This is a genomic window from Bifidobacterium hominis, assembly GCF_040095915.1.
GTDB classification, from domain to species: Bacteria; Actinomycetota; Actinomycetes; order Actinomycetales; family Bifidobacteriaceae; genus Bifidobacterium; species Bifidobacterium hominis.
In genome coordinates this window covers 242,590-265,988 of the sequence record NZ_JBBMFR010000002.1, presented here as the reverse complement: position 1 = coordinate 265,988, position 23,399 = coordinate 242,590, and the positions used below count along the sequence as shown (strand labels likewise).

The window sequence follows — 23,399 nt, the reverse complement described above, 5'->3', positions numbered from 1 at the left end:
ATGCCGGCAGTACAAGATTCCATCGACGCCATCCGCATCGCCGCAGCCGCGGCCGACCGTATGAAGGCCACTGACCTCGTAGCCTTCGACGTCACCGAACCATTGGCCATCACCGACGCGATGCTCGTCGCCACCGCTTCGAACGAACGCCAGGTGCTGGCCGTCGCCGAAGAAATCGAAAAGGACCTGTATCTCAAGAGCGGCAAGCGTCAGCCGCGTTCCCGTGAAGGCTTGACCGAAGGCCAGTGGGTGCTGCTCGACTACGGTGATTTCGTGATTCACGTCATGCATCAGGAATCCCGCGACTTCTACCGCCTCGAACGCTTGTGGAAGGATTGCCCGAGCATCGACCTGCAGCTTGAACATCCCGAGGCTTCCGACGAAGAGACCACGGAAACCGCGGAATAACACGTACGAACATGCCTTCACGTTTGGATGCGGAAGGCATGTTTTCGTATCAGGCGAGATAGTATTCGCAAATTTCATAATCGAGAAAGCAACGGAGAAGGAAGCAGTATGCCTCGAAACGTCGAACTCGAACACAGCGGCACAGTACCGGAGCACGTTCACGCCATCACTCTGGTGCGTCATGGGCGCACCGCCTACAATGCGCAACACCGCTTGCAAGGCCAGATCGACATTCCACTCGACGAAGTGGGCCGATGGCAGGTTGAACAAACAGGCAAGGCGTTGCGTGAACTGTATGTTGACCGTCGTTCCGATATTGCGAAACGGCTGGTTGTTTGTTCGGATCTGGGGCGTGCCGCAGCCACCGCCCATGCGTTCGCGGATCCGCTCGGATTGGAGGTGCATCCGGATGCCCGCGTGCGTGAACGCAGCTTCGGCGACTGGGAGGGCATTTCCGTCGAAGAGCTGGCGCAGCGTTACCCTGAGGATTACCGTTCCTGGGCGGAATTTCGTGGCGGAGAACTCAAATATGGCGCTGAACCCAAAGAGGAAGTGGGGCGGCGTGGCGTCGAAGCGCTGAACGATTGGGCGTTCCGTGCCGGGCGTGACACGGATTTGTATGTGTTCTCGCATGGCGCGTGGATTTCTCAAACGTTGCAGACATTGCTGGGAATGGCTGACGCGCACGGTGATTTCGCCGACATTCTGTCGATGCGCAATGCTCACTGGGTGCGGCTCATTCCATTGGAGATCGGTTCCGCATTGCGTTGGCGTTTGATGGATTACAACCATGGTCCCGCCATTGCTGACACCGAAGAATGGGAACATCCCAACCTGTAGCGGGTCTGCAATCGGTCCATAGCCGGCCGATGCATGGTGTCGAACGCTGCCTGTCATCGTTTTTTCAAGCTTTTCACAGAATCGCCAGTACTTTCATAGCGGAATTAGCTATCGTCAGGGCTTGTGGAAAATTTTTTTAAAGGAATCTCTTTTTCGTCGATTTGCGCGGGTGCGCTGGCGGCGGTCACGTCATTCCTGCTTTCCGCGAAAATCGGTATCGCGGGATCGGTGATTGGCGTGGCTGCGGGCTCGGTTGTTTCCGCGGTTGCCACGCAGGTGTACAAGAACGTTTTAAAGGCGTCGGGGGAGAAGCTCCAACAGGCCGTGCCGTTACCGTCAAGTAGTGATGAGGCTTCGGATGAGCCTGCTGCGGATGAAACGCAGGTGCTTGGCTCTTCCACGAAAGGTGACGAGACGAGGATTATCGGCTCGTCTCCCGTTGCGTCGGATGCCACGATGGTATTGTCCGCCGACACTGTTGCGATTGCGCCGTCCGGCTCGCCGCGCGTCATCTCCTCCGGGCAGGAGGATGAGGATGCGACCCGCACGCTTGGCGATATTGCCGGAGCGGGGGAGACTCCTGTGGTCCAGGACGGGCAGCGTGGTGTCGGTAGCGCTAGCATTGCCAACGGGAAATCCGCTGCTCGTAGCGCACGTGGTGTCCAAGTGCAGCATGCGGGACGGCGTTCCTCGAATTGGTTGCATAGCAAATACGCTCCGGCGATCATCGCATTCGTCAGCGCTCTGGTTGGTGTGGGAGTGAGTGCGGGATTGATTCTCGCTTTCACCGGCGGTCAGGGAACGGATACCGTGGTGCGTAACGTGGTGCATGAGAAGGTTGTGCCTTCGCATGAAAACACTGGCGATTCCGGATCCGGTAATGAGCAGGTTCCTGCGCAGAAGCCCAAGTCCGATTCCACGGATTCGAATGATGAAACCACCACGGATGGCAGCGGCAAGACCACCAGCGGTTCCACCGACTCGCCCACTTCCAATGGCACGTCAAGCAATACCACCAATGGTTCCACGTCCGGAAGCAGTGGATCGTCATCTGATAATTCCAGCAACGGTCCCAGCCAGACCGGAACGGACCCGTCCAACGGTACCGGTTCGAACGGAAGCACGTCCGGCACCACTGGTGATGGTTCATCATCGGGAACTGGAAGTAGTGGCACTGACGGATCGACGGGCACTGGCACATCGGGATCCACCGATGGTACTGCCGGTTCGACAGGAGATGCAAGCAGCAACTAGCGTTACCGGTGCCGTACTTTCCGTGTCGCCCGCATGAGGCGAGATTGCATATTGCGGATTACATATGGCAGTTTCCTAATGCGGGCGACACGCCGAAAGTTGCGTGGTCCATGTCTGTGATGTATCTTATACAAGGTTTGCAAGGCAGACTTTGGGGCTATGGCGCAGCTGGTAGCGCATCTCCATGGCATGGAGAGGGTCAGGGGTTCGAATCCCCTTAGCTCCACAATTATCGAGGGCCACTCCGCAAGGGGTGGTTTTTTTGTTGAAACGACGCTGTTTCGCGGAAGTGCTTGCCGAACCTCAAAAACGTCTTAAGGTGGTAGAAACCGGTTATAAGGTGGTAAAGAAAACGGCAACGGCAGGACAGGCAGGTATCTGCTCGCGCTCTACCTCAGCCACGACCTCACTCTGCCCACCGTGCTGTCCCTATCCAGGACGATCGCGGAGAACAAGAACGAATACTATAAGGCGTTCACCGAGGCCGAGGACAAACTCAACAGCGGGGAACTCACGTTCTTCGTATACACCATCCTCGGACTCATCGAACGGGCGCAGGAATCCCTGATCGAGGAGCTCGTCGTCAAAATCGACCAGCTCGACAAGGCGACTGTCCTACGTGACGAGCTACGGAAGGAACATGCGCTGTCCACGAACGCAACCCTGCTTCTCTACGCAGTCATGCAGGAGGAGCTGTTCGACACCACCAAGTCCATGACGCTCGAAGACGCAGGCGGCGACCTCATGCTGACGAAGCAGACGATCCGCAAATACGTGGACGAGCTGGCGGGCGTGAGCCTCATCGAGTTCACAGGAAGACGCCCTCTCAGATTCAGGGCCTCCGAAGCGCTGCGCACGCGCATACAAGCAAAGCGAGAATGGGGGATGGAATGAAATGCCTTTGTGCTTTTTCTGGCAGATACCGTCTGACATACCTAAGCCAGCAAACAAGAATTGTCACATCGCAAAAAGCCCAGGCTAAATCGGAGATGTCTGAATCTGCATAAATTCTTTTGAGAGAAAAACCATCAATGGAATAAAGAAATTCACATACAATATCTAAGCCGAGTACGAATAGCGGCATGCCGTAGGCTTTGTCTTTGAACCCATTGCGAATCAACTCGACGTGCATATCGTCCAGCAAATACCGCTGATGCCAACCCAAAATCAATCCTTTCTTTTCCATGATTGATTGGATAGCAGATGATCGTGGTCTGACGCCTCAACAAAGTGCGGAACAGGTGCATCTTTCCTAAATTTGTGTTCAGATGAGGCACGTATGTGATGTTATTCACGTTGGGTGAACATGCGTTACGGGGTTTCTTGACGTAGTCTGAAAGTATGCCCGCATTCCATGGGCACGCAAACGAAAGGACGTCATCATGGCAGATCTCACCGATGAGATGAAGGAATTCCTCAACAGCAACCTCGCATGGGTGGCCACCATCAGCAAAGAAGGCCAGGTTGATCTCGGACCGAAAATGAGCATGTTCATCATCGACAGCAACCATATCGGCTACCACGAGCGCACCGCGGGCCAAACATACCGTAACCTGCTTGACGGCAGCGATCTGGTCGTCGCGGTCGCCAATCTTGAACAGAAGAAAGGCTACCGCTTCCGTGGCAACGTCGTGCTTCATTCCGACGATGCGATCTATGACGAGCAGGTCAAAGTCGCTGAGGAACGCGGTACGAAAAAGCCGGCAACCATTCCGGTCTTGGAGATTACGGAAATCCAGGATCTCACCCCGGGCGCTACGGCAGGTAAAACCATCGTCAAGGACTGATCAGTTCCATACTGACCTAGTCGAAACGATAACAGCGGAGAACCGCAGGCGGGACAGCATGTCCGGTCTGCGGTTCTCCGCTGTTATCGGAACGGAATATCGCGCATATGCAGCATATCGTTCGCGGCGGTTCGACTATGGATCCCTATACGACAGCTGCATGTATGGGTTGTGGATAAGTGTGGATAAGTGTACGCTCATCCACTTATCCACAGATTTTCTTAAGGAGGTGGCGGGCGAATATTGGTTTCTGCCATGCTGGTCTGCACGCATAAGCGAAGACGCTCATGCGACAACCAGCAACCGAAGAAGGTGAACCATGACACAACACACCATACGCCGCCGATGCGTAGCATTCCTCGCCATTGGCGCTATGGCGGCCCTCGCCATGCCGAGCACGGCCCAAGCTGCTCCACAATTAGCCGATCTGGGCGTCAAACAGTCCATGAGCGTGAAAGCAAGCAACGGGGAAAGCCTCGAAGGCAAGGACCTCCGCGCCATCCAACTCGCCACATACACTGCGGCAAGCGTGGACGGCAACACGATCGTCGGCTACGATCTGACCACGAACACAGCATTGGCGCCAGACATCACCGCGGCGGCCAAAACAGCCGGAGCCACCGACGCGAACCTCACCGTCAACGGCAAAAACGATCCGATGGCGTGGGTGGTGAAGAATCTGACCGACTCACGCAGCGATCTGTGGAGCGGAAAGCTACGCAACTTCTGCAATAGCCTCGCCAAACAAACCAACTTCGCCAAGCAGGAGGGAACGGCGGTCGCCACAGCCAGCCAAGACAAAACCACCATGTCGACCGGCAACGTACTTGTGCCGGGAATCTACGCCATCGTGGACCGTACCCCGGCAACAACCACGCCAAGCAGCGGAACCGCCGTCAAAACGACCGCGTCCATCATGATGATGAACGGCACCGCGGTCAACGGCATCAGCCAACTGCGCACGGCCAGTGGCACGACCTTGACGCTCGGACAGGTGATCTACAAGGTATCCAGCGTGGAAGCACCCGATAAGAAAGTCAACGTCGGCAGCACGTGGAAAGACAGCGCATCCGAAGCGATAGGCAAGGATCTGACCTACCGCGTGACGCAGAAAATCCCTAACTGGACAGGCTATGATCACTACCATCTCGCGTTGAATGACAAGCTTGGCACAGGCCTCGACTACGTTTCGCTCACTTCGATTACCGTCGGAGGCAAAGCATTGGCAGACACGTTCTACAAGGAAAACGTCAACGGCAAAACCATCAGTTGGCTGTTCGGCGTCAACGGAGACATCCTCGCTTCAGACGCATCAAAGGCAGCCCTGCCGGTCGGTTCGACGATCACCGTCACCTACACGGCCCGCCTCAACGGCAACGCGGTCATCGGAAGCCCCTGCAACGTCAACTCCATCGACTTGGAATACTCCCATAACCCCAACGCATGGCAGGACCACAACAACCAGCCCGGCAACGAGGTCAAAGTCTGCACCGGTGAAATCGCATTGCGCAAGGTCGACGCCAAAAACCAAAAGCTCACCGGCGCGAAATTCACCATCGCCCAAGGCACCAACAACAAAACACCTTTGAAACTCGTATCACTCGGCAAAGGCAACTACCGCCTCGCCACCAGCAGCGACACCACAACCACCACCACGTTCGAAGCCGGCGAAACCAAAATCCAAGGACTCAAAGGCGAATACACCATCACCGAAACACAAGCGCCCCAAGACTACTCACCGCTCATGCTGCCCAGCGCAGTCGTCACCGTCAACGTTGACGATGCCACCATGACGTGGAGCATCGACGTCAAATCCGACCCCAACAACCTCATTAAAAAAGGCGACAGCCACACCGTGGTCGTCACCAACATCCGCACCATCACCGAAATACCGTTGACCGGCGCGGCAGGATTGACCATGCTTTTCAGCATCGCAACGCTCCTCTTCATAGGAGGCATCGTAATGCTGCGCATGTGCAAATCAGCTGACGACCGCTAACCGGCATCCAACGATAGGAAACACATGACGGTCCCCACGCACGACAAACCCCGACACAAAAACACGTCGGCAAAACGCAACATCATCCGATGGTGCGTGGGAACCGCCATGCTCACCGCAACAGCACTCATCATCAGCATCCCCCTGATCATGCGCGCCGAAGACAACATCCAACAAGCAGCCAACGTCAAAGCATACGCAGCCACCGTCACCAACACCACAGACACGACAATCCAAGAAAGCAAAAGGCAGGCAAAACTCTACAACGCACGCCTCGCCAACCGAACCAAACCACAAACCGACGATCCAGCAGACAACTCAACCAACAACCAAACCGACAACCAAACAAAGGATAAAACCCCAACACAAAATCCCATCGAATACAACCAACAACTCATCATCCCACCCAGCGACGTCATAGCAACCATCAACTACCCAAAACTCGGCATCAACCTACCCATACGCCACGGAACCAGCGAACAAGTGCTCGCCATCGGCGCCGGACACTGGAAGGGAACATCCCTACCGATCGGGGGAGCGGGAACCCACACCGTCATCACCGCACACCGAGGCCTCGCCGACAAACTCATGTTCACCAAACTCGACCAAGCCCGCGAAGGCGATGAATTCACCATCACCACCCTCGATGAAACCCTCACATACCAAGTGCAAACCATCCGCACCATCACCCCCGACGATTTCACCTGGATAGACAAACACGACGACACCGCCGATCAGGCCACGCTCATGACCTGCACCCCATACGGCATCAACACACACCGACTCCTCGTCACAGGAACACGCATCCCAAACCACGACGAATGCCCGCCCGAAACAGGCTGCCTCACCGACGGGACACTCACCGCCACAGCGTTCGTGCTCACCACCGTATGGGCAATCATCATCGCGCTCGCACGCCACAGTTACAATGAAATGCATGATCGACGAAGTATTGTTCCTACGCCACGGACGCACCGCCTACAACCTCGCAAGACGACTGCAAGGCCAAATCGACATTCCCCTCGACATCGTCGGCAGGTGGCAGGCCGACCAAAGCGCTTATGAACTCGCCAAAAAGTACTATTGGGCGAAAGTCGCGCACCTCGCCGACCATAATGACGAACTCGCCCAACCCGCGTACAAGGGCGCGTATCTCGCCGATATCGACGAAATCAACGAGGCGCCGGCCGCAAGTCGACGCATGGTCGTCGTGTCGTCAGACCTTTTCCGCGCCCAACAGACCGCCCACGCCATTGCCGACCTTCTCGGACTTGACGTAGTCCTCGACCCGCACCTACGTGAACGCAGCTTCGGCGAATGGGAGGGCATGACCCGTGAGGAGATCCTCGAACAGTACGCCGACGACTACCATTCATGGCGCGCCCACACCGGGGGCGAAACCAAGCATGGCGTCGAAAGCCGCCGCCACACCGGACAGCGTGGCGCCCAAGCCATCCGAAGCATCATCGCCGAACATACCGGCGATTCCATGCCAACCACGCTGCTCGCCGTCGGCCACGGATCATGGATCGTGGCCACCGTCGCCGTATTGCTTGACATGGATCCGGACGATCTCAACAATCTCGGCGCCATGCGCAACGCCTTCTGGACGCGGATGAGCGTCGATGCCAGACGAGGCCCCGCCGAACCCGACACATGGCAGTGGAAGCTTGACGCCTTCAACCAAGGCCCGGCCATCGCGGCGTTTACGGACTGGGAGAATGGGCCGAAGGAATTGCGCGGCCCGAACATGCCGTTGTGGAAGCCCATCATGCAGTGACATGCGGTGACATGCGGTAACCCACGATGGGCCATTGCTCACCGTGGGCGCATGCGGTGAACATGAATTCTCGATGAAATCTCCGGCTTGTGGTCGGTTAGCTCCCAAGGTTGGACTATCCTAAATAAGGTTGTTTGCCCGAATGGCCCCTGAGCGGCTGCGAAAAGCTGGTCGCAGTAGGCTATGGGATTCGGGCTGCCGTACAGCGATAGAACGTTGGGAAGCGCGAAAGGCGGGTGAGAAACATGTTGAGAATGTTCAGAACGATTAACGGCCAGGTGGAGCAGATCCAAAAACCCGAAAACGGATCCTGGTTATGCCTTTCGGATCCGACCGATGTGGAGCTCGCCAACGTTTCCATGGAAACCGGCGTCGATCTCGCCGACCTGCGCGCCCCACTTGATGACGAGGAACGGTCCCGTGTGGACGTGGAAGACGATTACACGATGATCATCGTCGACATTCCAACCGTCGAGGAGCGTGGCGGGCGAGACTGGTACGAGACCATCCCGTTGTCGATCATCATCACGCAGTCGGCCATCATCACCGTCTGCATGCAGGACACTCCGGTGTTGCACCCGTTCATGGAAGGTACGATCCGCGGTTTCAACACGTATATGAAAACGCGTTTCATCCTGCAGATCCTGTACCGCAACGCCACCATGTATCTGCGGTATCTGCGTATCATCGACCGCGAAAGCGACAAGCTCGAACTCAAACTGCGCCATTCCATGCAGAATCGTGAGATTCTCATGCTGCTCGAACTGAGCAAAACGTTGGTCTACTTCACCACGTCGCTCAAATCGAACGAAATCGTGATGGAAAAGCTGACCACGCTGCCGCGCATCAAGCAGTATCCGGAAGACGAGGATCTGCTCGACGACGTCATCACCGAAAACAAGCAGGCAATCGAGATGGCCAACATCTACAGCGGCGTTCTTGCCAACATGACCGACGCGTTCGCGTCGATCGTGTCGAACAATCTGAACAACGTGATGCGCATCTTCACGATCATCTCCATCACGCTGTCGATTCCGACATTGATCTTCTCAATGTACGGCATGAACTTCCAGGAGGGCATGCTAGGCATGCCGTTGACGGACAAGCCGTGGGGCTTCGCCGTGATCATCGGAATCTCGCTGGTCGTTTCGGCCATTGTCACCTGGTTCCTGACGCGTTCGCGCATGTTCAAGTAGAATCGCGTAGAATCGCGCGTATGCTACGTCTGTCACGTCTGTCACGAAATATCGCGGCGCTGGTATGCGCCGCTTCGACCGTATTGGGCACGAGCGCGTGCGGCACTTCCATTTCCGTAGTGACCAATGGTCTCGCGCAGGGGCCGACCATTGCGATTGGCGTGGCCGCGGACCAGCCTGGTTTGGGTTTTCTGCATGGGGGAGAGTATTCGGGTTTCGATATTTCCGTGGCGCAATATGTGGCGAACACGCTGGGATTCGCGAAAAAACAGATCGTGTTCAAACAGGTGCTGCCGTCGACGCGCGTTTCGTCACTTGAAGACGGCACCGTGGACATGGTGGTCGATGCTTTCGCCGCTGATGACGTTCAGGATGGTGAGGTTGAGCTTGCAGGACCGTATCTGACTGTGCATGCGGCATTGTTGGTACGTTCCGACAGTGCGGGAACCATCACCGGAACCGATGATCTTGCCGGAAGGACGGTATGCGTGGCCAAAGGAGGAATACCCTCCTACAGCGTGCGAAATCTTGCGGAAGATGTGACCGTGAGCGAACGCGACACGTATCCGCAATGCGAAACGGCATTGATGATCGGGCAGGCGGACGCCATCGCGGCAGATGACGCCATAGCGGCGGGCCTCGCATCCAACAGGGGAGGCGGATATCTCAAGGTCGTAGGCGAAACGTTCGGCGAACGTTCGTACGCGATCGCGGTCAAATCCGGCCAATCCACGCTGGCCAAACAGATCGACGCCGCATTGCAGTCCATGATGGACGACGGCTCGTGGAAGCAGGCCATAGACAAGATGAAACAGTCGATCGGCTACGTTCCCGACATGTCGCTCAACCCTCCCGCGATAACGCTCTCGGCAGCGTCGGAAGGCTGACGGCCCCCGCCTTGCGTGACGCTTTGCAAAACGCTTCTTGCATAATGATTGACGCCTTGCGAAGTGTCCAGTTGCGCGGCTAGTTTCATGCATTATGAGTGACATTGAGAAAAGCGCGCAGACGCAGTCGAACGAACCAGCCGAACCGTCGTTCCGTTACAACGCGGATTTGGCTCAGGGCATTGAGGAAAAATGGCAGAAGATTTGGGATGACGAAGGCACCTTCTGGGCCGCCAACGTCAATGGCGATCTGAGGGACGGCAAGGGTCGCAACGCCGAAGGACGCCCGTCGTACTTCGCCATGGATATGTTCCCGTACCCGTCGGGCAAGGGCCTGCATGTGGGCCATCCGCTCGGCTACCTCGCCACCGATGTGGTCAGCCGCTACCACCGCATGAAGGGCGAGAACGTGTTGCACGCCATGGGCTACGACGCCTTCGGTCTGCCGGCTGAGCAATATGCAGTCCAGACCGGCCAGCATCCGCGCATCACCACCGAGCAGAACATCGCCAACATGCGCCGCCAGCTGCATCGTATGGGCCTGAGCTTCGACAACCGCCGCTCCTTCGCCACCATTGACCCGGGCTATGTGCGTTGGACCCAGTGGATCTTCTCCCGCATCTACGATTCCTGGTACGACGAGGATGCCACCAACCCGTCTGGCTCCAAGGGCTGCGCACGCCCGATCAGCACGCTGGTGGAGCAGTTCGAATCCGGCGAGCGTGAGATTCCGGGATTCGCAGGCAAGCAGTGGAATGATCTGACCGAAGCCGAGCAGGCCGACGTGCTCAACGACTTCCGCCTGGCATACATCTCCAAGTCTCCGGTGAACTGGTGCCCGGGCCTGGGCACGGTGCTCGCCAACGAGGAGGTCACCGCCGAAGGCAAGTCCGAACGCGGTAACTTCCCGGTGTTCCAGCGTGAGCTGCGCCAGTGGTCCATGCGCATCACCGCATACGGCCACCGTCTGATCGAAGATCTTGACGGCATCGACTGGCCGGAAAAGGTCAAGCTCATGCAGCGCAACTGGATCGGCGAATCCCACGGCGCTTCCGTGCATTTCGACGTCGAAACCCCGAACGGCGTCAAGGACATGGAGATCTACACCACCCGTCCCGATACCCTGTTCGGCACCACGTTCGCCGTGGTCTCCCCGGAGCATCATCTGCTCGAGGATGTTCCCGCCGAATGGCCGTCCGAGACTCCGGAAGACTGGAAGGGCGGCTACGCCACTCCGGTCGAGGCTGTGAAGGCCTACCGTATGGCCGCGGAATCCAAGACCGCCAAGGACCGTGTGGACGAGGCGGGCGAGAAGACCGGCCTGTTCACCGGCCTGTACGCCATCAACCCGATCACCGGAGCCAAGCTGCCGCTGTTCACCGCAGACTATGTGCTTATGGATTACGGCACCGGCGCCATCATGGCCGTGCCGGGTGGCGACCAGCGTGATTACGATTTCGCGGTCAAGTTCGGTCTGCCGGTCACCTACACCGTGCAGCCGCTGCCGGAATCCGGCGACGATCTGGCCAACTATGAGGGCAAGGCTCCGTTCGTCTCCCACGACGGCATCGTCATCAACTCCGCTGTGGACGCCACCCGTGCCAAGGGCGACGCGTTGAGCCTCAATGGACTGCGCGTGGACGAAGCCATCGACAAGGTGAACGCATGGCTGGAAGAAGCTGGTGTCGGCAAGGGCACGGTCAGCTACCGTCTGCGCGACTGGCTGTTCAGCCGCCAGCGTTACTGGGGCGAGCCGTTCCCGATCGTCTACGGCGAAGATGGCACCCCGCATCTGTTGCCGGACGACCAGCTGCCGATCAACCTGCCGGACGTGCCGGACTACAGCCCGAAGACTTTCGATCCGGAAGACGCCGAATCCAATCCTGAAGCGCCGCTGAGCCGCAACGAGGATTGGGTGAAGGTCGAACTCGACTTGGGCGACGGCAAGAAGACCTACTACCGCGACACCAACACCATGCCGAACTGGGCCGGATCCTGCTGGTACTACATGCGCTACCTCGACCCGACCGACACCGAACACATGGTGGAGAAGAGCGAGTTCGACTACTGGATGGGCCCGAACCACAACGAGACCACTGGCAAGTCCGGCGGCGTGGACCTGTACATCGGTGGCGTGGAGCACGCCGTGCTGCACTTGCTGTACTCCCGCTTCTGGCACAAGGTGCTCTTCGACCTCGGCTTCGTGGATTCCGCGGAACCGTTCCACAAGCTGTTCAACCAGGGCATGATCCAGGCATACGCCTACACCGACGACCGTGGCCAGTACGTGCCGGCCGCCGAAGTGGTGGAAGGCCCGGCCGACGCCAACGGAGAGCCGACCTTCACCTGGAACGGAGAGCACGCCAACCGCGAGTTTGGCAAGATGGGCAAGAGCCTGAAGAACATCATCACGCCGGACGACATGTATGCGAACTACGGCGCGGACACCTTCCGCCTGTATGAGATGGGCATGGGCCCGCTGGCCGAATCCCGTCCGTGGAACACGCGCAACGTGGTCGGATCCATGCGCTTCCTGCAGCGCCTGTGGCGCAACGTCGTCGACGAGAACACCGGCGAAGTGCGCGTCACCGATGGTAAGCTCGACACGAAGACGCTGAAGCTGCTGAACAACACGATCGCCGACGTGACCGTGGAAATGGAAGCGATGCGTCCTAACACGGCCATCGCCAAGCTCATCGTGCTCAACAACCATCTGACCAGCCTCAACGAAGTGCCGCGCGCGGCCGTCGAACCGTTGATTCTGATGCTTTCCCCGATCGCTCCGCACATCTGCGAGGAACTGTGGAACAAGCTCGGACACGGCGAATCGTTGGCCCACGCCGAATGGCCGAAGGCCGACGAACGCTATGTCGGCCAGGACGCCGTCACCGCGGTCGTGCAGATCAAGGGCAAGGTGCGCGCCAAGCTCGAGGTCTCGCCCGACATCGATCCTAAGGAACTTGAGAAGATGGCGTTGGAAGCCGTCGCCGATCGTCTGGGCGGCAAGGAACCGCGCAAGGTCATCGTCAAGGCTCCGAAGATCGTGTCCATCGTTCCTGCGGAATGATATTTCGAAAAACGGATCCAACGGCTTCTGGCGAGACCTTTGACGAGGCTTCCAACAGGGTGGGAACCGTTTCCGCATAAGGCGACACGCCGAACATGTGGATAACTCCCATCCTTCGACCACAGGGGCCGTTTCGACTGGACAACATGCCCATGCATCCTCCACTTTGGATGCATGGGCATTATCGTTACCCCGCCGGGCAGGCGCAACAGGCAAGCCGAAACCGCATCGCAGTCCGCGCAACGGCTGCGCGGACTTGGCATGCCCGAAACACGTGGAAAGAACGCGCGCGGGCAGAACGTTCGCAACGAACATGCTGTTCCCGCGATATCCGAAACAACCTCAATATCCGAGATTTCCGCAGCGGCTGAAACGTCCACTGCAATCGCGACAACTGAACAATCGCCTGAACCCGCAAAACCCACATTGCGGGATCTGGCCGGCGTCAAGCCTTCCGACAAACCGACTGAACAGGACCGGCCCAAACGCGACCGTCCACGACTCGTCTTCCAACCAATCCACGCGGTCATCGCCATACTCACCCTGTCGTGCGCGCTCTGCGCAAGCCTGACCATGCTCATCCAACAGGCCGTCCACTACAGTGCGCTCCAACAATCGCAGATCACCCAATCCGAACAATCGAAGGCGAACGGAACCGAGAAAGACAAGACGGCGTCCACGCAAACAACACCAAGCCAGCAGCCATCCACGGAACCCGACAGCCAGAGCGAACCAACATCCGGACCAGCGGAGCCCGCCGATCCGGCTGACGGTCTGCTGAACATCAACACCGCAGGATCCGACGAACTGCAGACCTTGAAAGGCGTCGGCCCCGTGACCGCGCAACGCATCATCGATTATCGCAATCAGATCGGACGTTTCGACAATGTCGACCAACTGTTGGAAGTCAAAGGCATCGGCGAGAAAACGCTGGCGAAATTCCGAGACCAAGTGTGCGCACGATGAGAGGAAACACGTTCGAATGGCGGGATGGGGAGCAGGGGAGCAGGGATTGGCGTCTGCTGCCGGCCGCCCTATGCGGGTGGGCGGCGAGCTTGGCCACGCATATGGGATTCGACTATTGCGTCGAACGGGATGGTCGGTTCGGCATGCTGCCGCTCGTTGTGGCATTGGCGGTACCGTTGCTGGCATTATTGGGATTATTGGGATTGCCGTTCCTGCGATCGCCTATGCTGCGAGTGCCGGTTGGCGTGCGGCGGGCGGTCTCGGCATGGCATTTCAGCATTATCGTATGCGTGGTCGCGGCGATGGCATGCGCGTCTTCCGCGTTGACCTACGACGTATTGCAATGGAGGGATGCGGCCTCGTACGCGGCCAGAAACGGCGAAAGCGACGTTGTCACGCTGGTACGTACGACATCTCCCGCAGTGAATTCGAACAGACGTGCAAACGATTGCCAGATTGATGCGACGATCTCAACGATCACGGCAAGCCAGGTCACGCAGCCAAGCATGATGCGGGTGCGCGTCTATGCGGACCGGCCGGACTGCGGCACGCTCAAACAAGGCGGCGAATACCGGATGCGGGGCACGCTCGCCATATCGCAATACGGTGCCATGCCGCTATGGCTAACGGACATCGCCTCCGTGGAACGCATACGGGGACCGAACCTCGCATTGCGCACGATCGGCATGATGCAGCAGGCGTTCTTCGAACAGACGTCACGGCTTTCCGACCAAGGGAAAGTGCTCGTTCCCGGCCTGACCTTAGGTATTCTTGGGCAGGATTACGTTCCTCCAGATAGTGGCAATGGCCAGACGGGCACGGGTATTGATTCCACATACGCCAATCTGCTTGAAAACGCCTTCCAACGTTCGGGCATACTGCATCTGATGGCGGTCAGCGGCGGGCATCTTGCGGTCGTCGCCACCCTGGTGCGCGCCGTCTGCTCGTTCCTGCTGCTGCCCAAACGCGTCACGGCCATCGCCATCGGCGCGTCGTACATCATGCTGGCGATGTGCGTGTTCCCATCCGATTCGGTGTCGCGCGCCCTGCTCATGGGTTTGGCGGGAGCGGGCTTCCTGTTCCTCGGCCGAAGAACGCAAGCCCTGTCAACCCTCAGCTGGACCACGTTGGGCATGCTCATGGTCAATCCGCACATGTCACGCAGTTTCGGATTCGCATTGTCATGCGCCGCCGTACTTGGCATCGTACTGTTCGCAGGACCGTTAGGCGCATGGCTCACACCGATCATGCCGGCATTCATCGCGCAAACCATGGCCATGACCATCGCCGCGCAACTCTTCACCCTGCCGATCCAAGTGCTTATCGAACCAGAACTGCCGGTCTACTCCATTCCAGCCAATCTGGTCGTCGCACCCTTCGTGGGATTCTCCACACTTGCCGGACTCGCCAGTCTCGCCATCTCATGGATACTGCCAAGCCTCGGGTTCATATTCGCCAGCCTCGCCTCATGGGGCACCGCCATCATGGAATTCATGGCCCTCAACCTCGGATCAGGAGACCACGCCACCATTCCATGGACCGGAGACGCAGGCGGCGCGCTACTGATCATCCTCGTCGAAATCATCGGATACACGACCGCACGATTCGCCGGAACACTCTTCGCCCGCATCACCACAACGGAACCAAACCTGCCGGGCCGACGCCTCATACACAATCCGATCGAACGGGCGAAAGCATGGGGCGAACGAACCTACAACGCGCTCAAAACCATGAAATGGAACGAATGAATCTTGTCCACCGATACAGCGAGATTGAATACTATGCCGAAACCATCCGCAACAACGCCCTTCCACCTCATCTACGGAGGCGACCCGTACCTCAACGAGCAGACCGTACGCGACCTGCGCCACCAAGCGCAACGCAAACACCCCGACGCGGAAACCATCGAACTCGACGCAACCAACGCCGATCATTACGCCTTCGACGAAGCGGTAAGCCCATCGCTGCTCTCCGAACGATCAATCGTCATCGTATCCAACCTGCAAAACGCCGACGACAAACTCGGCGAAACCATGGTCGCCTACTGCAAGCAAGCCGTCAACAATCCAGCCGAAGCCAGCATCGTCATCTGCCAACACGAAGGCGGCATCAAAGGCAAACGACTCATCGACCAACTCACCAAAGCCGGAGCCGTCAAAGAAACCGTAGCCGACCTCAAAAAAGCCGAAGCGAAACTCAACTTCACCATACAATGCTTCGAACGACGCAACCGACGCATCGAACCCATGGCCGCACAACAACTCGTGGCCGTACTCGGCGACAAAACCGGCGAACTCGCAGCCATGGCAAGACAACTCTGCTTCGACTTCGACGACAATCCCATAACATTGGAACGCGTCAACCAATACCTCACAGCAAATCCCCAAGTAGACGGCTTCCGTGTCGCCGACCTCGCACTCTCCGGACGTGCCGCCGACGCCATCATCGCCATGCGCGCCTCAATAGAACAAGGCACCGCGCCAATCGCACTCATCGGAGCGCTCGCCATGAAACTACGCACCATGGCCAAAGCCTCAGCCGTACGCTCCGGCACCATCAGCGAAGCGGAAGCGAAAACCAATTCATGGGTGCTGAAAAACGCCACCAGACAGCTCTCCGGATGGACCTCCGACGGCATGAGACGATGCATCCAAATGCTCGCATGGGCCGACGAACAAAGCAAAACTAACGGATCGGACCCTGTCTACGCGCTAGAACGATCCATCGAACTGATCAGCAGCAAAGGACGAACCAACTAACATGAGCGAGGCAACCATTACTGACGCCAACGAAAACACCAGCGAAGGCACTGCCAAAACCGTCACCGTCGAAGCGACAACCGGCGAAGCCATGCGCGAACTCGGCAAACAAGTCGCACACCTCACCCACGGCGGAGACGTCATACTCCTCTCAGGGCCACTCGGCGCAGGAAAAACCACCTTCGCACAAGGCTTCGGCGCAGGACTCAACATCAGCGAACCCATCGTCTCGCCAACCTTCACCATCGCACGCGAACTCAAAGGCCAATTCCCCAGCGGTAACTCCGCCCACCTCATACACGTCGACGCCTACCGACTCGGCGGCAACGCCTACGCCCCAGGCCAAAATGCCATCGAACGACTACTCGATGAACTCGAATCCCTCGGACTCGACGAAGAACTCGAAGACCCCAGCGACAACACCATCATCCTCATGGAATGGGGAGAACAGATGGCAGCCGCGCTCGCACCGGAACGCCTCGAAATCCACATCGACCGGCCACTCAACACCGTTAGCACAGACGAAACAAGCAGAGCCGACAACGAACTCACCAGCAACGGCACCCGCACCGTAACCTTCATTCCCGTCGGCGCATCCTGGCAAACCTTCGACATCACACGCAACAACCGCTAAAACACCAGCAGCAAGCACGATTCCAGCATCGGTTGTACAGTAGTTCCCAGCTTGGCATAAGGAGTTTCCACAAAATGCAGACACTGGTGATCGACACCTCATACGGCTCAACCGTCGGCATGGTCGGACACGACCCCATCGTCGAAACCGACTCACGCACCCACGTCGAAAAACTACAGGTGAACATCGCCACAACCGTGGAACAAGCCGGCCTCAAACCGGAAAACATCGACCGCATCATCGTAGGCATCGGACCTGCACCCTTCACCGGACTACGCGCAGGAATCGTTGCAGCCAAAGCGCTCGCCTTCGCCACCGGTGCACAGCTTATCGGGCAGAATGTGCTTTCCCCGCAGGTGCTTGTGCGCAACGCGGAGCATGACGGCCGCCATCATCTGACGCTCGCCGTGAATGATGCGCGACGCAAGCAGCTGTATTTCACATTGTTGGATGGCAGCGGCTATGAGGCCGGTGGCAGCGCAGGCGAAGACCATGACGCAAACGTTGAAGACGGCTGTGTGGAAACCCTGATCGACATGGATATCGACTATCCCGAATCGATTGCGAACCGTGTCAACGAGGTGCTGGAACGGCTTCGCCAGGCCGATCCGAACGTGGAATATGTGGTCGACGTCGTCGGCCATGGAGCGGCGAAATACGCGCAATCGTGGGCAAGCCTTCCCGAAGGCGGCGAAGTGCGCGATCAGGCGCTGCTCGACGAGGGCGCGTCCGGATTGGAACGATTCGCGGCCTTCGCCACTTCGCAACAGTCTTTGGTGAATCCGGAGCCGGTCGAACCGTTGTATTTGCGCAGGCCGGACGTGTCGGTGCCGAACCCGTTGAAGCATGTACTCAACCATGCCGGCGCGGAACGCACGGAGTGACGATACGGCATGATCGTTGACCATACAAGCATCGATGAACAGATCGCAGTGCCGCAGATGGCCGCTTTGGAAGCGGACCTGTTCGGCAGGGGAGCGTGGAGCGAACAGTCGATTCGCCAGGAATTCCAAGCGCCAGCACGCACGTATCTGTTCGATATTGATGATGACGGCAAGACCGCGGATTGCGGGATTGCGGGTTGCGTTGCCGTGGATGAGCCGGTTGCTGGATCGGTTGCAGGCGATTCTGCTAGACAACAGCCCGTTGTGCGCGGCTATGCCGGTTTCTGGTATGACGGCGACGATGCGGAAATCATGACGATCGGCGTCGGCAGACGGTTCCAACGGCAGGGAATCGCGGCTTCGTTGATGGAGGCGTTGATTGCGCGGGCACGTGAGCAGGGGGCCAAACGCATGTTGCTTGAAGTGCGAGTCGACAATACTCCGGCCTTGGCATTGTACAAACGGTTCGGTTTTGCCAAAATGGGATTGCGCAAACGCTACTACCAGCCCGAAGGCATCGACGCGTACACCATGAGCCTTGACCTTGAGCCGAGGATCGTCGGCTTCGCAGCAGCGGAACAATAAACAGAACAACCAAACGGAACAGCAAGCAAAGCAGCGAACGGAGCAGCAATGAGCGGACCAATCGTACTCGGCATCGAATCCACCTGCGACGAGACCGCGGCCTCGGTAGTGCAGGGGCGCACCCTGATTTCCAACGTCGTCGCATCCTCCATGGATGAGCACGCGCGTTACGGGGGTGTGATTCCAGAAATTGCGTCACGCGCCCACGCCGAAGCGTTCGTGCCATGCGTTTCCAAGGCGTTGGCCGATGCGAACATGACGTTGTCTGACGTCGACGCGATCGCCGTGTCCGCAGGTCCTGGACTTGCTGGCTGCCTCGCCGTTGGCGTGTCCGGCGCGAAATCGCTTGCCTGGGCGGCGAATAAGCCGATTTACGGCATCAACCATGTGATCGGGCATATTGCGGTCACACAGTTGCAGTTCGGCCCGTTCCCCGAAGACACGCTCGCCTTGATCGTGTCCGGCGGACACACGTCCTTGCTGCATGTTGAGGATGTCGCACGTCATATCGACGTGGTCGGCACCACGCTTGATGATGCGGCCGGCGAATGCTTCGACAAGGTCGCTCGCCTGCTCGGTTTCCCCTATCCGGGCGGACCGCATATCGATCGTCATGCGCAGTTGGGCGACCCGCATGCCATCAAAGTGCCGCAGGGACTCACCCAAGGCAAAGCGGGCCAGCAGCATCCGTACGATTTCAGCTTTTCCGGCGTGAAAACGGCCGTCGCGCGTTGGATCGAGGAACAGCAGGCGCAAGGCAATGAGATTCCCGTCGATGACGTGTGCGCGTCGCTGGCGGATTCCGTGGCGACTGTACTCGCCAAGAAGGCGATGCGCGGCTGCGAGCAGTACGATTCGAAGACGTTGATTGTAGGAGGTGGCTTCTCCGCGAATTCGCAGCTTCGTGCCAAACTGTTGGAAGTCGGGGCCGAGCATGGGGTAGAGGTGCGTGTGCCGCAGCTCAAACTGTGCACCGACAACGGTGCCATGGTGGCCATGCTGGGCGTCAACCTGGTCGAAGCGGGAGTGGCTCCGTCAAACCCGGATTTCGCCATCGATTCGGCCATGCCGTTGACGAAGATCTCCATGTAAGATTAGGCCGAAAGCATCGTATGGAAACGTTTTGCAAGTCGAAACACACATGTGACACGCTGAAGATTTGAAATCCACAAGTTTTGGTGTAGTATTTTTGTCTTGTGCACAGCGCATTCCTGCGTAGCTCAGTTGGCAGAGCATCCGACTGTTAATCGGACGGTCACTGGTTCAAGCCCAGTCGCAGGAGCCATTTGAAAGCCCTTGGAAATCAAGGGCTTTTGTCATATTCGAGGAATCAACGAAGATGCCCATACAGCATCCCCGACTCAGAGGTGCAGGAAAAATGAGCTACATCCACATCACTGAAGAGAACATCGACAAGGAACATATCTGCTGTGCCATGTCCGGCAAGCAAAGCCTTGCGAAAAAAGAGTGGCTCAAGCAGCGTTTCAACGAAGGTCTCGTCTTCTATCGTAGCGAGGAACGAGGCAAATGCTTCATCGAATATATTCCGGCGGAAAACGCATGGGTGCCGATCGATGCGGACGGGTGGATCTATATCAACTGTCTATGGGTGGCCGGTTCTTTGAAAGGTCATGGACATTCCGGTAATCTGCTGAGCGAATGCATCCGAGACGCCAAAGAGCAGGGGCGCAAAGGCATTTGCATTCTCTCAGCCGAGGGTCGCAAACGAGAGTTCCTTGCCGATCCGAAGTTTCTGTCCTACAAGGGTTTCGAAGTGACCGACATATCTGATTGCGGCATCAATCTCATGGCCCTGCCTTTTGAAGAGAATGCGGAGCTGCCGAAATTCAAGGAATGCGCCAAGCATCCCGCGGTGGACGAAGACGGGTTCGTGCTCTACTACACCGATCAATGCCCGTTTACATGCTATTGGGTTCCGCGGGTGCGGCAAACGGCGGAAGAGCACAATATTCCATTCAAAACGATTCATATCACCGATAAAGAGACCGCCCAACGTACGCCCGCGCCGGTCACCACGTATGCGTTGTTTAGGGACGGCAAATTCCTCACCCAAGGCATCCAGTCCGACAAAAAGTTTCTGGCATTGGCCGGCTTGTAACGTCCTGAATCTTCCACCCAATGGGGGAATCTTCCCGCCAAGAAGGCAGTTGGCGTACGGATTGTTCCAGCGGGTGGGTGTTTTGGGGACTCGGGAGGCGGGCTATTCTCTAACACGCATGCAGGAGACCTCGAATTTGCGCGTTTGACGGAGACTCTGCTATCGGTTGCGAGGATCCAGCGGATCACGGTCGTCGTAGAATGCGTAGATATCCAGACTAGGTTCTTCCACGGGCAAAACTTAAGATTTTCCCAGCAAACGGCGTTTACCATGAACACGCAAGCAAGAAAAACACGGCAAATCATGGAAGGGAGTCCATATGTGCACTGGTGTTCGTTTCTCCGACGATGAGGGAAACACATATTTCGGCCGTAATCTCGACTGGAGCTTCTCCTACGGCGAGACCATTCTGGTCACTCCGCGAGGCTACCGGTATGACTATGCGTATGGGGCCAAAGGCAAGAGCGAGCCGAATGCGGTGATCGGCGTGGGCGTGGTTATGGCCGATCGCCCCATGTATTTCGATTGTGCCAACGAGCACGGCTTGGCCATCGCCGGATTGAACTTCCCCGGATACGCCTCCTTCGCGCACGAACCGGTCGAGGGAACCGAAAACGTCGCCACTTTCGAATTCCCGCTGTGGGTGGCACGCAATTTCGACAGTGTCGACGAAGTCGAAGAGGCGTTGAAGGACGTGACGCTCGTTTCGCAGGTCGTGCCCGGCCAGCAGGAGTCCTTGCTGCACTGGTTCATTGGCGATGGCACCCGTAGCATCGTCATCGAGCAGATGGCTGATGGCATGCATGTTCATCATGACGATGTGGATGTGCTCACCAATCAACCGACCTTCGACTTCCATATGGAAAACCTGCGCAACTACATGTGCGTGAGCAACGAAATGGCGGAGCCGACCACTTGGGGCAAGGCGGAACTGAGCGCATGGGGCGCCGGCGTGAGCATGCACGGCATTCCCGGTGACGTGAGTTCGCCGTCGCGTTTCGTACGTGTCGCCTACACCAACACGCACTATCCACAGCAGAACAACGAGTCCGCCAATGTGTCTCGTCTGTTCCACACGCTGGCCTCCGTACAGATGGTTGAAGGCATGTCCAAGATGGGCAACGGCCAGTTCGAGCGCACGCTGTTCACCAGCGGTTATTCCGGAAAGACTAACACGTATTACATGAACACGTATGAGGATCCGGCGATCCGCTCGTTTGCCATGTCCGACTTCGACATGGATTCGAGCGAGCTGATCACCGCCGATTGATTCCGGGAATTTCGAGTTCGAAGATTCCGCAGTAATCGCACTATGTGCGATGGCATAAAAGGACGCAACGTCGCAGCCGGCGTTGCGTCCTTTTAATCAGTAAAACTGATGAGATTTGATTAAAAAATTAAAATGGTCGAGGCATGCTTTCAAACGTACTTTCAGGCGTTTTCTTCGTTATGTTCCTTATGCGAGGAAGCGAATCGCGACAGAACACCTGACTTACGTAAAGCGCAATACATTCCCCAGGAACCGAAACCGGCGAATGCCACCGCGCTAAGCAGCTCGCAAATAGTGCCGATGATGCCTCGCGGGCTGAAGAACGTGAATGCCTGATAGTAGAAGAACAGCAGGTAGAAGTTGTAGACGATTCCAATCGCCAAAGCAGACAGAATGGTGACGCCGAGCGTCCAACGACGGTAGCGGAACAGTGCGAATACCGCTTCTGCGGCTGCCGCCTGCAGCAATGCGATTACCACCAGGCTCACACTGTATTTCGTGCCGAGTACCACCTCGACGAACGATGCGACCAAAAGCACGTAGGCCGAAGCTCCCGGCTTGCGCACGATCAGAGAGCCCAGCGTGGCGGGGAAGTAGAACAAAGCATGAAGTAGCGCCGCTGAACCAGGAAGAATCAAAGTCATCAACGGAAAAAGACCATACGACAGGCCGTCGAACACCCAAAACATCACTCCCGACATCACGCCGACCGCCGCGCCGACCGCGATATCGACCACACGCCATGTGAGGGCCTTGTGTATTCCTTGGTTTGTTTTCAAAGGCTGCCTTACCTGCTTCGACAGCTTCGCGTCTGTATTATGAATAACGGTTTTAGAGAATGGCTTCGCCATAATGATAATGAATCCTTGCGTTGGTCGATGCCGTGCACCGTGAGTCGGAGATCGCGGCAGTCGCCGTGGGCCGTTCCTCGACCTGCGCGGCTCGGGCAGGAACGACGAAAGGT

Annotated in this window: 20 protein-coding genes, 2 tRNA genes and 1 pseudogene; 22 read left to right on the top strand and 1 reads right to left on the bottom strand. The window is 57.5% G+C overall.

Annotated features, from left to right (window positions below):
- The 22 genes and pseudogenes from rsfS (at position 1) to bsh (ending at position 22,435) form a co-directional block, all read left to right on the top strand.
- The gene (rsfS, locus tag WMO36_RS02610; RefSeq protein ID WP_099572039.1) at positions 1-408 is read left to right on the top strand and encodes a ribosome silencing factor; all 408 of its coding nucleotides are present in this window, start codon (positions 1-3) and stop codon (positions 406-408) included.
- A gap of 108 nt (positions 409-516) precedes the next feature.
- Positions 517-1,248, top strand: coding sequence for a histidine phosphatase family protein (locus WMO36_RS02605; protein ID WP_099572035.1), 732 nt, complete (start codon positions 517-519; stop codon positions 1,246-1,248).
- Positions 1,249-1,371: 123 nt separating this feature from the next.
- Entirely contained in the window at positions 1,372-2,502 is a 1,131-nt protein-coding gene (locus WMO36_RS02600) for a hypothetical protein (RefSeq protein WP_250778559.1), read from the top strand.
- A 153-nt stretch (positions 2,503-2,655) separates the two neighbouring features.
- Positions 2,656-2,728 (top strand) — tRNA-Ala (locus WMO36_RS02595).
- A 125-nt stretch (positions 2,729-2,853) separates the two neighbouring features.
- A pseudogene (locus tag WMO36_RS02590) lies at positions 2,854-3,396 on the top strand (Fic family protein); the annotation flags it as partial.
- 488 nt (positions 3,397-3,884) lie between these two features.
- Complete coding sequence (locus WMO36_RS02585) at positions 3,885-4,289, top strand: pyridoxamine 5'-phosphate oxidase family protein (RefSeq protein WP_099572037.1); 405 nt, start codon at positions 3,885-3,887, stop codon at positions 4,287-4,289.
- A 319-nt stretch (positions 4,290-4,608) separates the two neighbouring features.
- A complete protein-coding gene (locus WMO36_RS02580) occupies positions 4,609-6,288 on the top strand; it encodes an isopeptide-forming domain-containing fimbrial protein (protein WP_250778557.1) in 1,680 nt (559 codons plus the stop codon).
- Between the two features lie 24 nt (positions 6,289-6,312).
- Entirely contained in the window at positions 6,313-7,353 is a 1,041-nt protein-coding gene (locus WMO36_RS02575; RefSeq protein ID WP_349076656.1) for a class C sortase, read from the top strand.
- Positions 7,286-8,068 (top strand): histidine phosphatase family protein, encoded by a 783-nt coding sequence (locus WMO36_RS02570; RefSeq protein ID WP_349076700.1) that lies wholly within the window; start codon positions 7,286-7,288, stop codon positions 8,066-8,068. The genes WMO36_RS02575 and WMO36_RS02570 overlap by 68 nt, the downstream gene beginning before the upstream one ends.
- Before the next feature lie 245 nt (positions 8,069-8,313).
- Entirely contained in the window at positions 8,314-9,264 is a 951-nt protein-coding gene (locus tag WMO36_RS02565; protein WP_003834895.1) for a magnesium transporter CorA family protein, read from the top strand.
- A gap of 20 nt (positions 9,265-9,284) precedes the next feature.
- The gene (locus WMO36_RS02560; RefSeq protein WP_022245649.1) at positions 9,285-10,151 is read left to right on the top strand and encodes a transporter substrate-binding domain-containing protein; all 867 of its coding nucleotides are present in this window, start codon (positions 9,285-9,287) and stop codon (positions 10,149-10,151) included.
- A gap of 94 nt (positions 10,152-10,245) precedes the next feature.
- Positions 10,246-13,218, top strand: coding sequence for a leucine--tRNA ligase (leuS, locus tag WMO36_RS02555; RefSeq protein ID WP_022245650.1), 2,973 nt, complete (start codon positions 10,246-10,248; stop codon positions 13,216-13,218).
- A 174-nt stretch (positions 13,219-13,392) separates the two neighbouring features.
- On the top strand, positions 13,393-14,184 hold the full coding sequence (locus WMO36_RS02550) for a ComEA family DNA-binding protein (RefSeq protein ID WP_004221989.1): 792 nt from the start codon (positions 13,393-13,395) through the stop codon (positions 14,182-14,184).
- Positions 14,181-15,932 (top strand): ComEC/Rec2 family competence protein, encoded by a 1,752-nt coding sequence (locus WMO36_RS02545; protein WP_022245651.1) that lies wholly within the window; start codon positions 14,181-14,183, stop codon positions 15,930-15,932. Before WMO36_RS02550 ends, WMO36_RS02545 begins: the two co-directional genes overlap by 4 nt.
- A 33-nt stretch (positions 15,933-15,965) precedes the next feature.
- Positions 15,966-16,943 carry a DNA polymerase III subunit delta gene (gene holA, locus WMO36_RS02540; protein ID WP_065434674.1) on the top strand — a complete coding sequence of 326 codons (978 nt, stop codon included), beginning with the start codon at positions 15,966-15,968 and terminating at the stop codon, positions 16,941-16,943.
- Positions 16,944-17,034: 91 nt separating this feature from the next.
- Positions 17,035-17,577: a tRNA (adenosine(37)-N6)-threonylcarbamoyltransferase complex ATPase subunit type 1 TsaE gene (gene tsaE / locus WMO36_RS02535; RefSeq protein ID WP_095279867.1), complete on the top strand. Its 543-nt coding sequence runs from the start codon at positions 17,035-17,037 to the stop codon at positions 17,575-17,577.
- Positions 17,578-17,651: 74 nt separating this feature from the next.
- On the top strand, positions 17,652-18,461 hold the full coding sequence (gene tsaB / locus WMO36_RS02530) for a tRNA (adenosine(37)-N6)-threonylcarbamoyltransferase complex dimerization subunit type 1 TsaB (protein WP_055063393.1): 810 nt from the start codon (positions 17,652-17,654) through the stop codon (positions 18,459-18,461).
- Between the two features lie 9 nt (positions 18,462-18,470).
- Complete coding sequence (rimI, locus tag WMO36_RS02525; RefSeq protein ID WP_117660934.1) at positions 18,471-19,046, top strand: ribosomal protein S18-alanine N-acetyltransferase; 576 nt, start codon at positions 18,471-18,473, stop codon at positions 19,044-19,046.
- A gap of 48 nt (positions 19,047-19,094) precedes the next feature.
- Positions 19,095-20,138, top strand: coding sequence for a tRNA (adenosine(37)-N6)-threonylcarbamoyltransferase complex transferase subunit TsaD (gene tsaD, locus WMO36_RS02520; protein WP_004222006.1), 1,044 nt, complete (start codon positions 19,095-19,097; stop codon positions 20,136-20,138).
- Between the two features lie 117 nt (positions 20,139-20,255).
- Positions 20,256-20,331 (top strand) — tRNA-Asn (locus WMO36_RS02515).
- A 93-nt stretch (positions 20,332-20,424) separates the two neighbouring features.
- Entirely contained in the window at positions 20,425-21,165 is a 741-nt protein-coding gene (locus WMO36_RS02510) for a YoaP domain-containing protein (protein WP_055063396.1), read from the top strand.
- A gap of 319 nt (positions 21,166-21,484) precedes the next feature.
- Positions 21,485-22,435 (top strand): choloylglycine hydrolase, encoded by a 951-nt coding sequence (gene bsh / locus WMO36_RS02505; RefSeq protein WP_055063397.1) that lies wholly within the window; start codon positions 21,485-21,487, stop codon positions 22,433-22,435.
- Positions 22,436-22,596: 161 nt separating this feature from the next.
- Here the strand turns inward: bsh and WMO36_RS02500 are convergent, their stop codons facing one another.
- The gene (locus WMO36_RS02500) at positions 22,597-23,286 is read right to left on the bottom strand and encodes an ECF transporter S component (RefSeq protein WP_004222014.1); all 690 of its coding nucleotides are present in this window, start codon (positions 23,284-23,286) and stop codon (positions 22,597-22,599) included.
- Between the last annotated feature and the right edge of the window lie 113 nt (positions 23,287-23,399).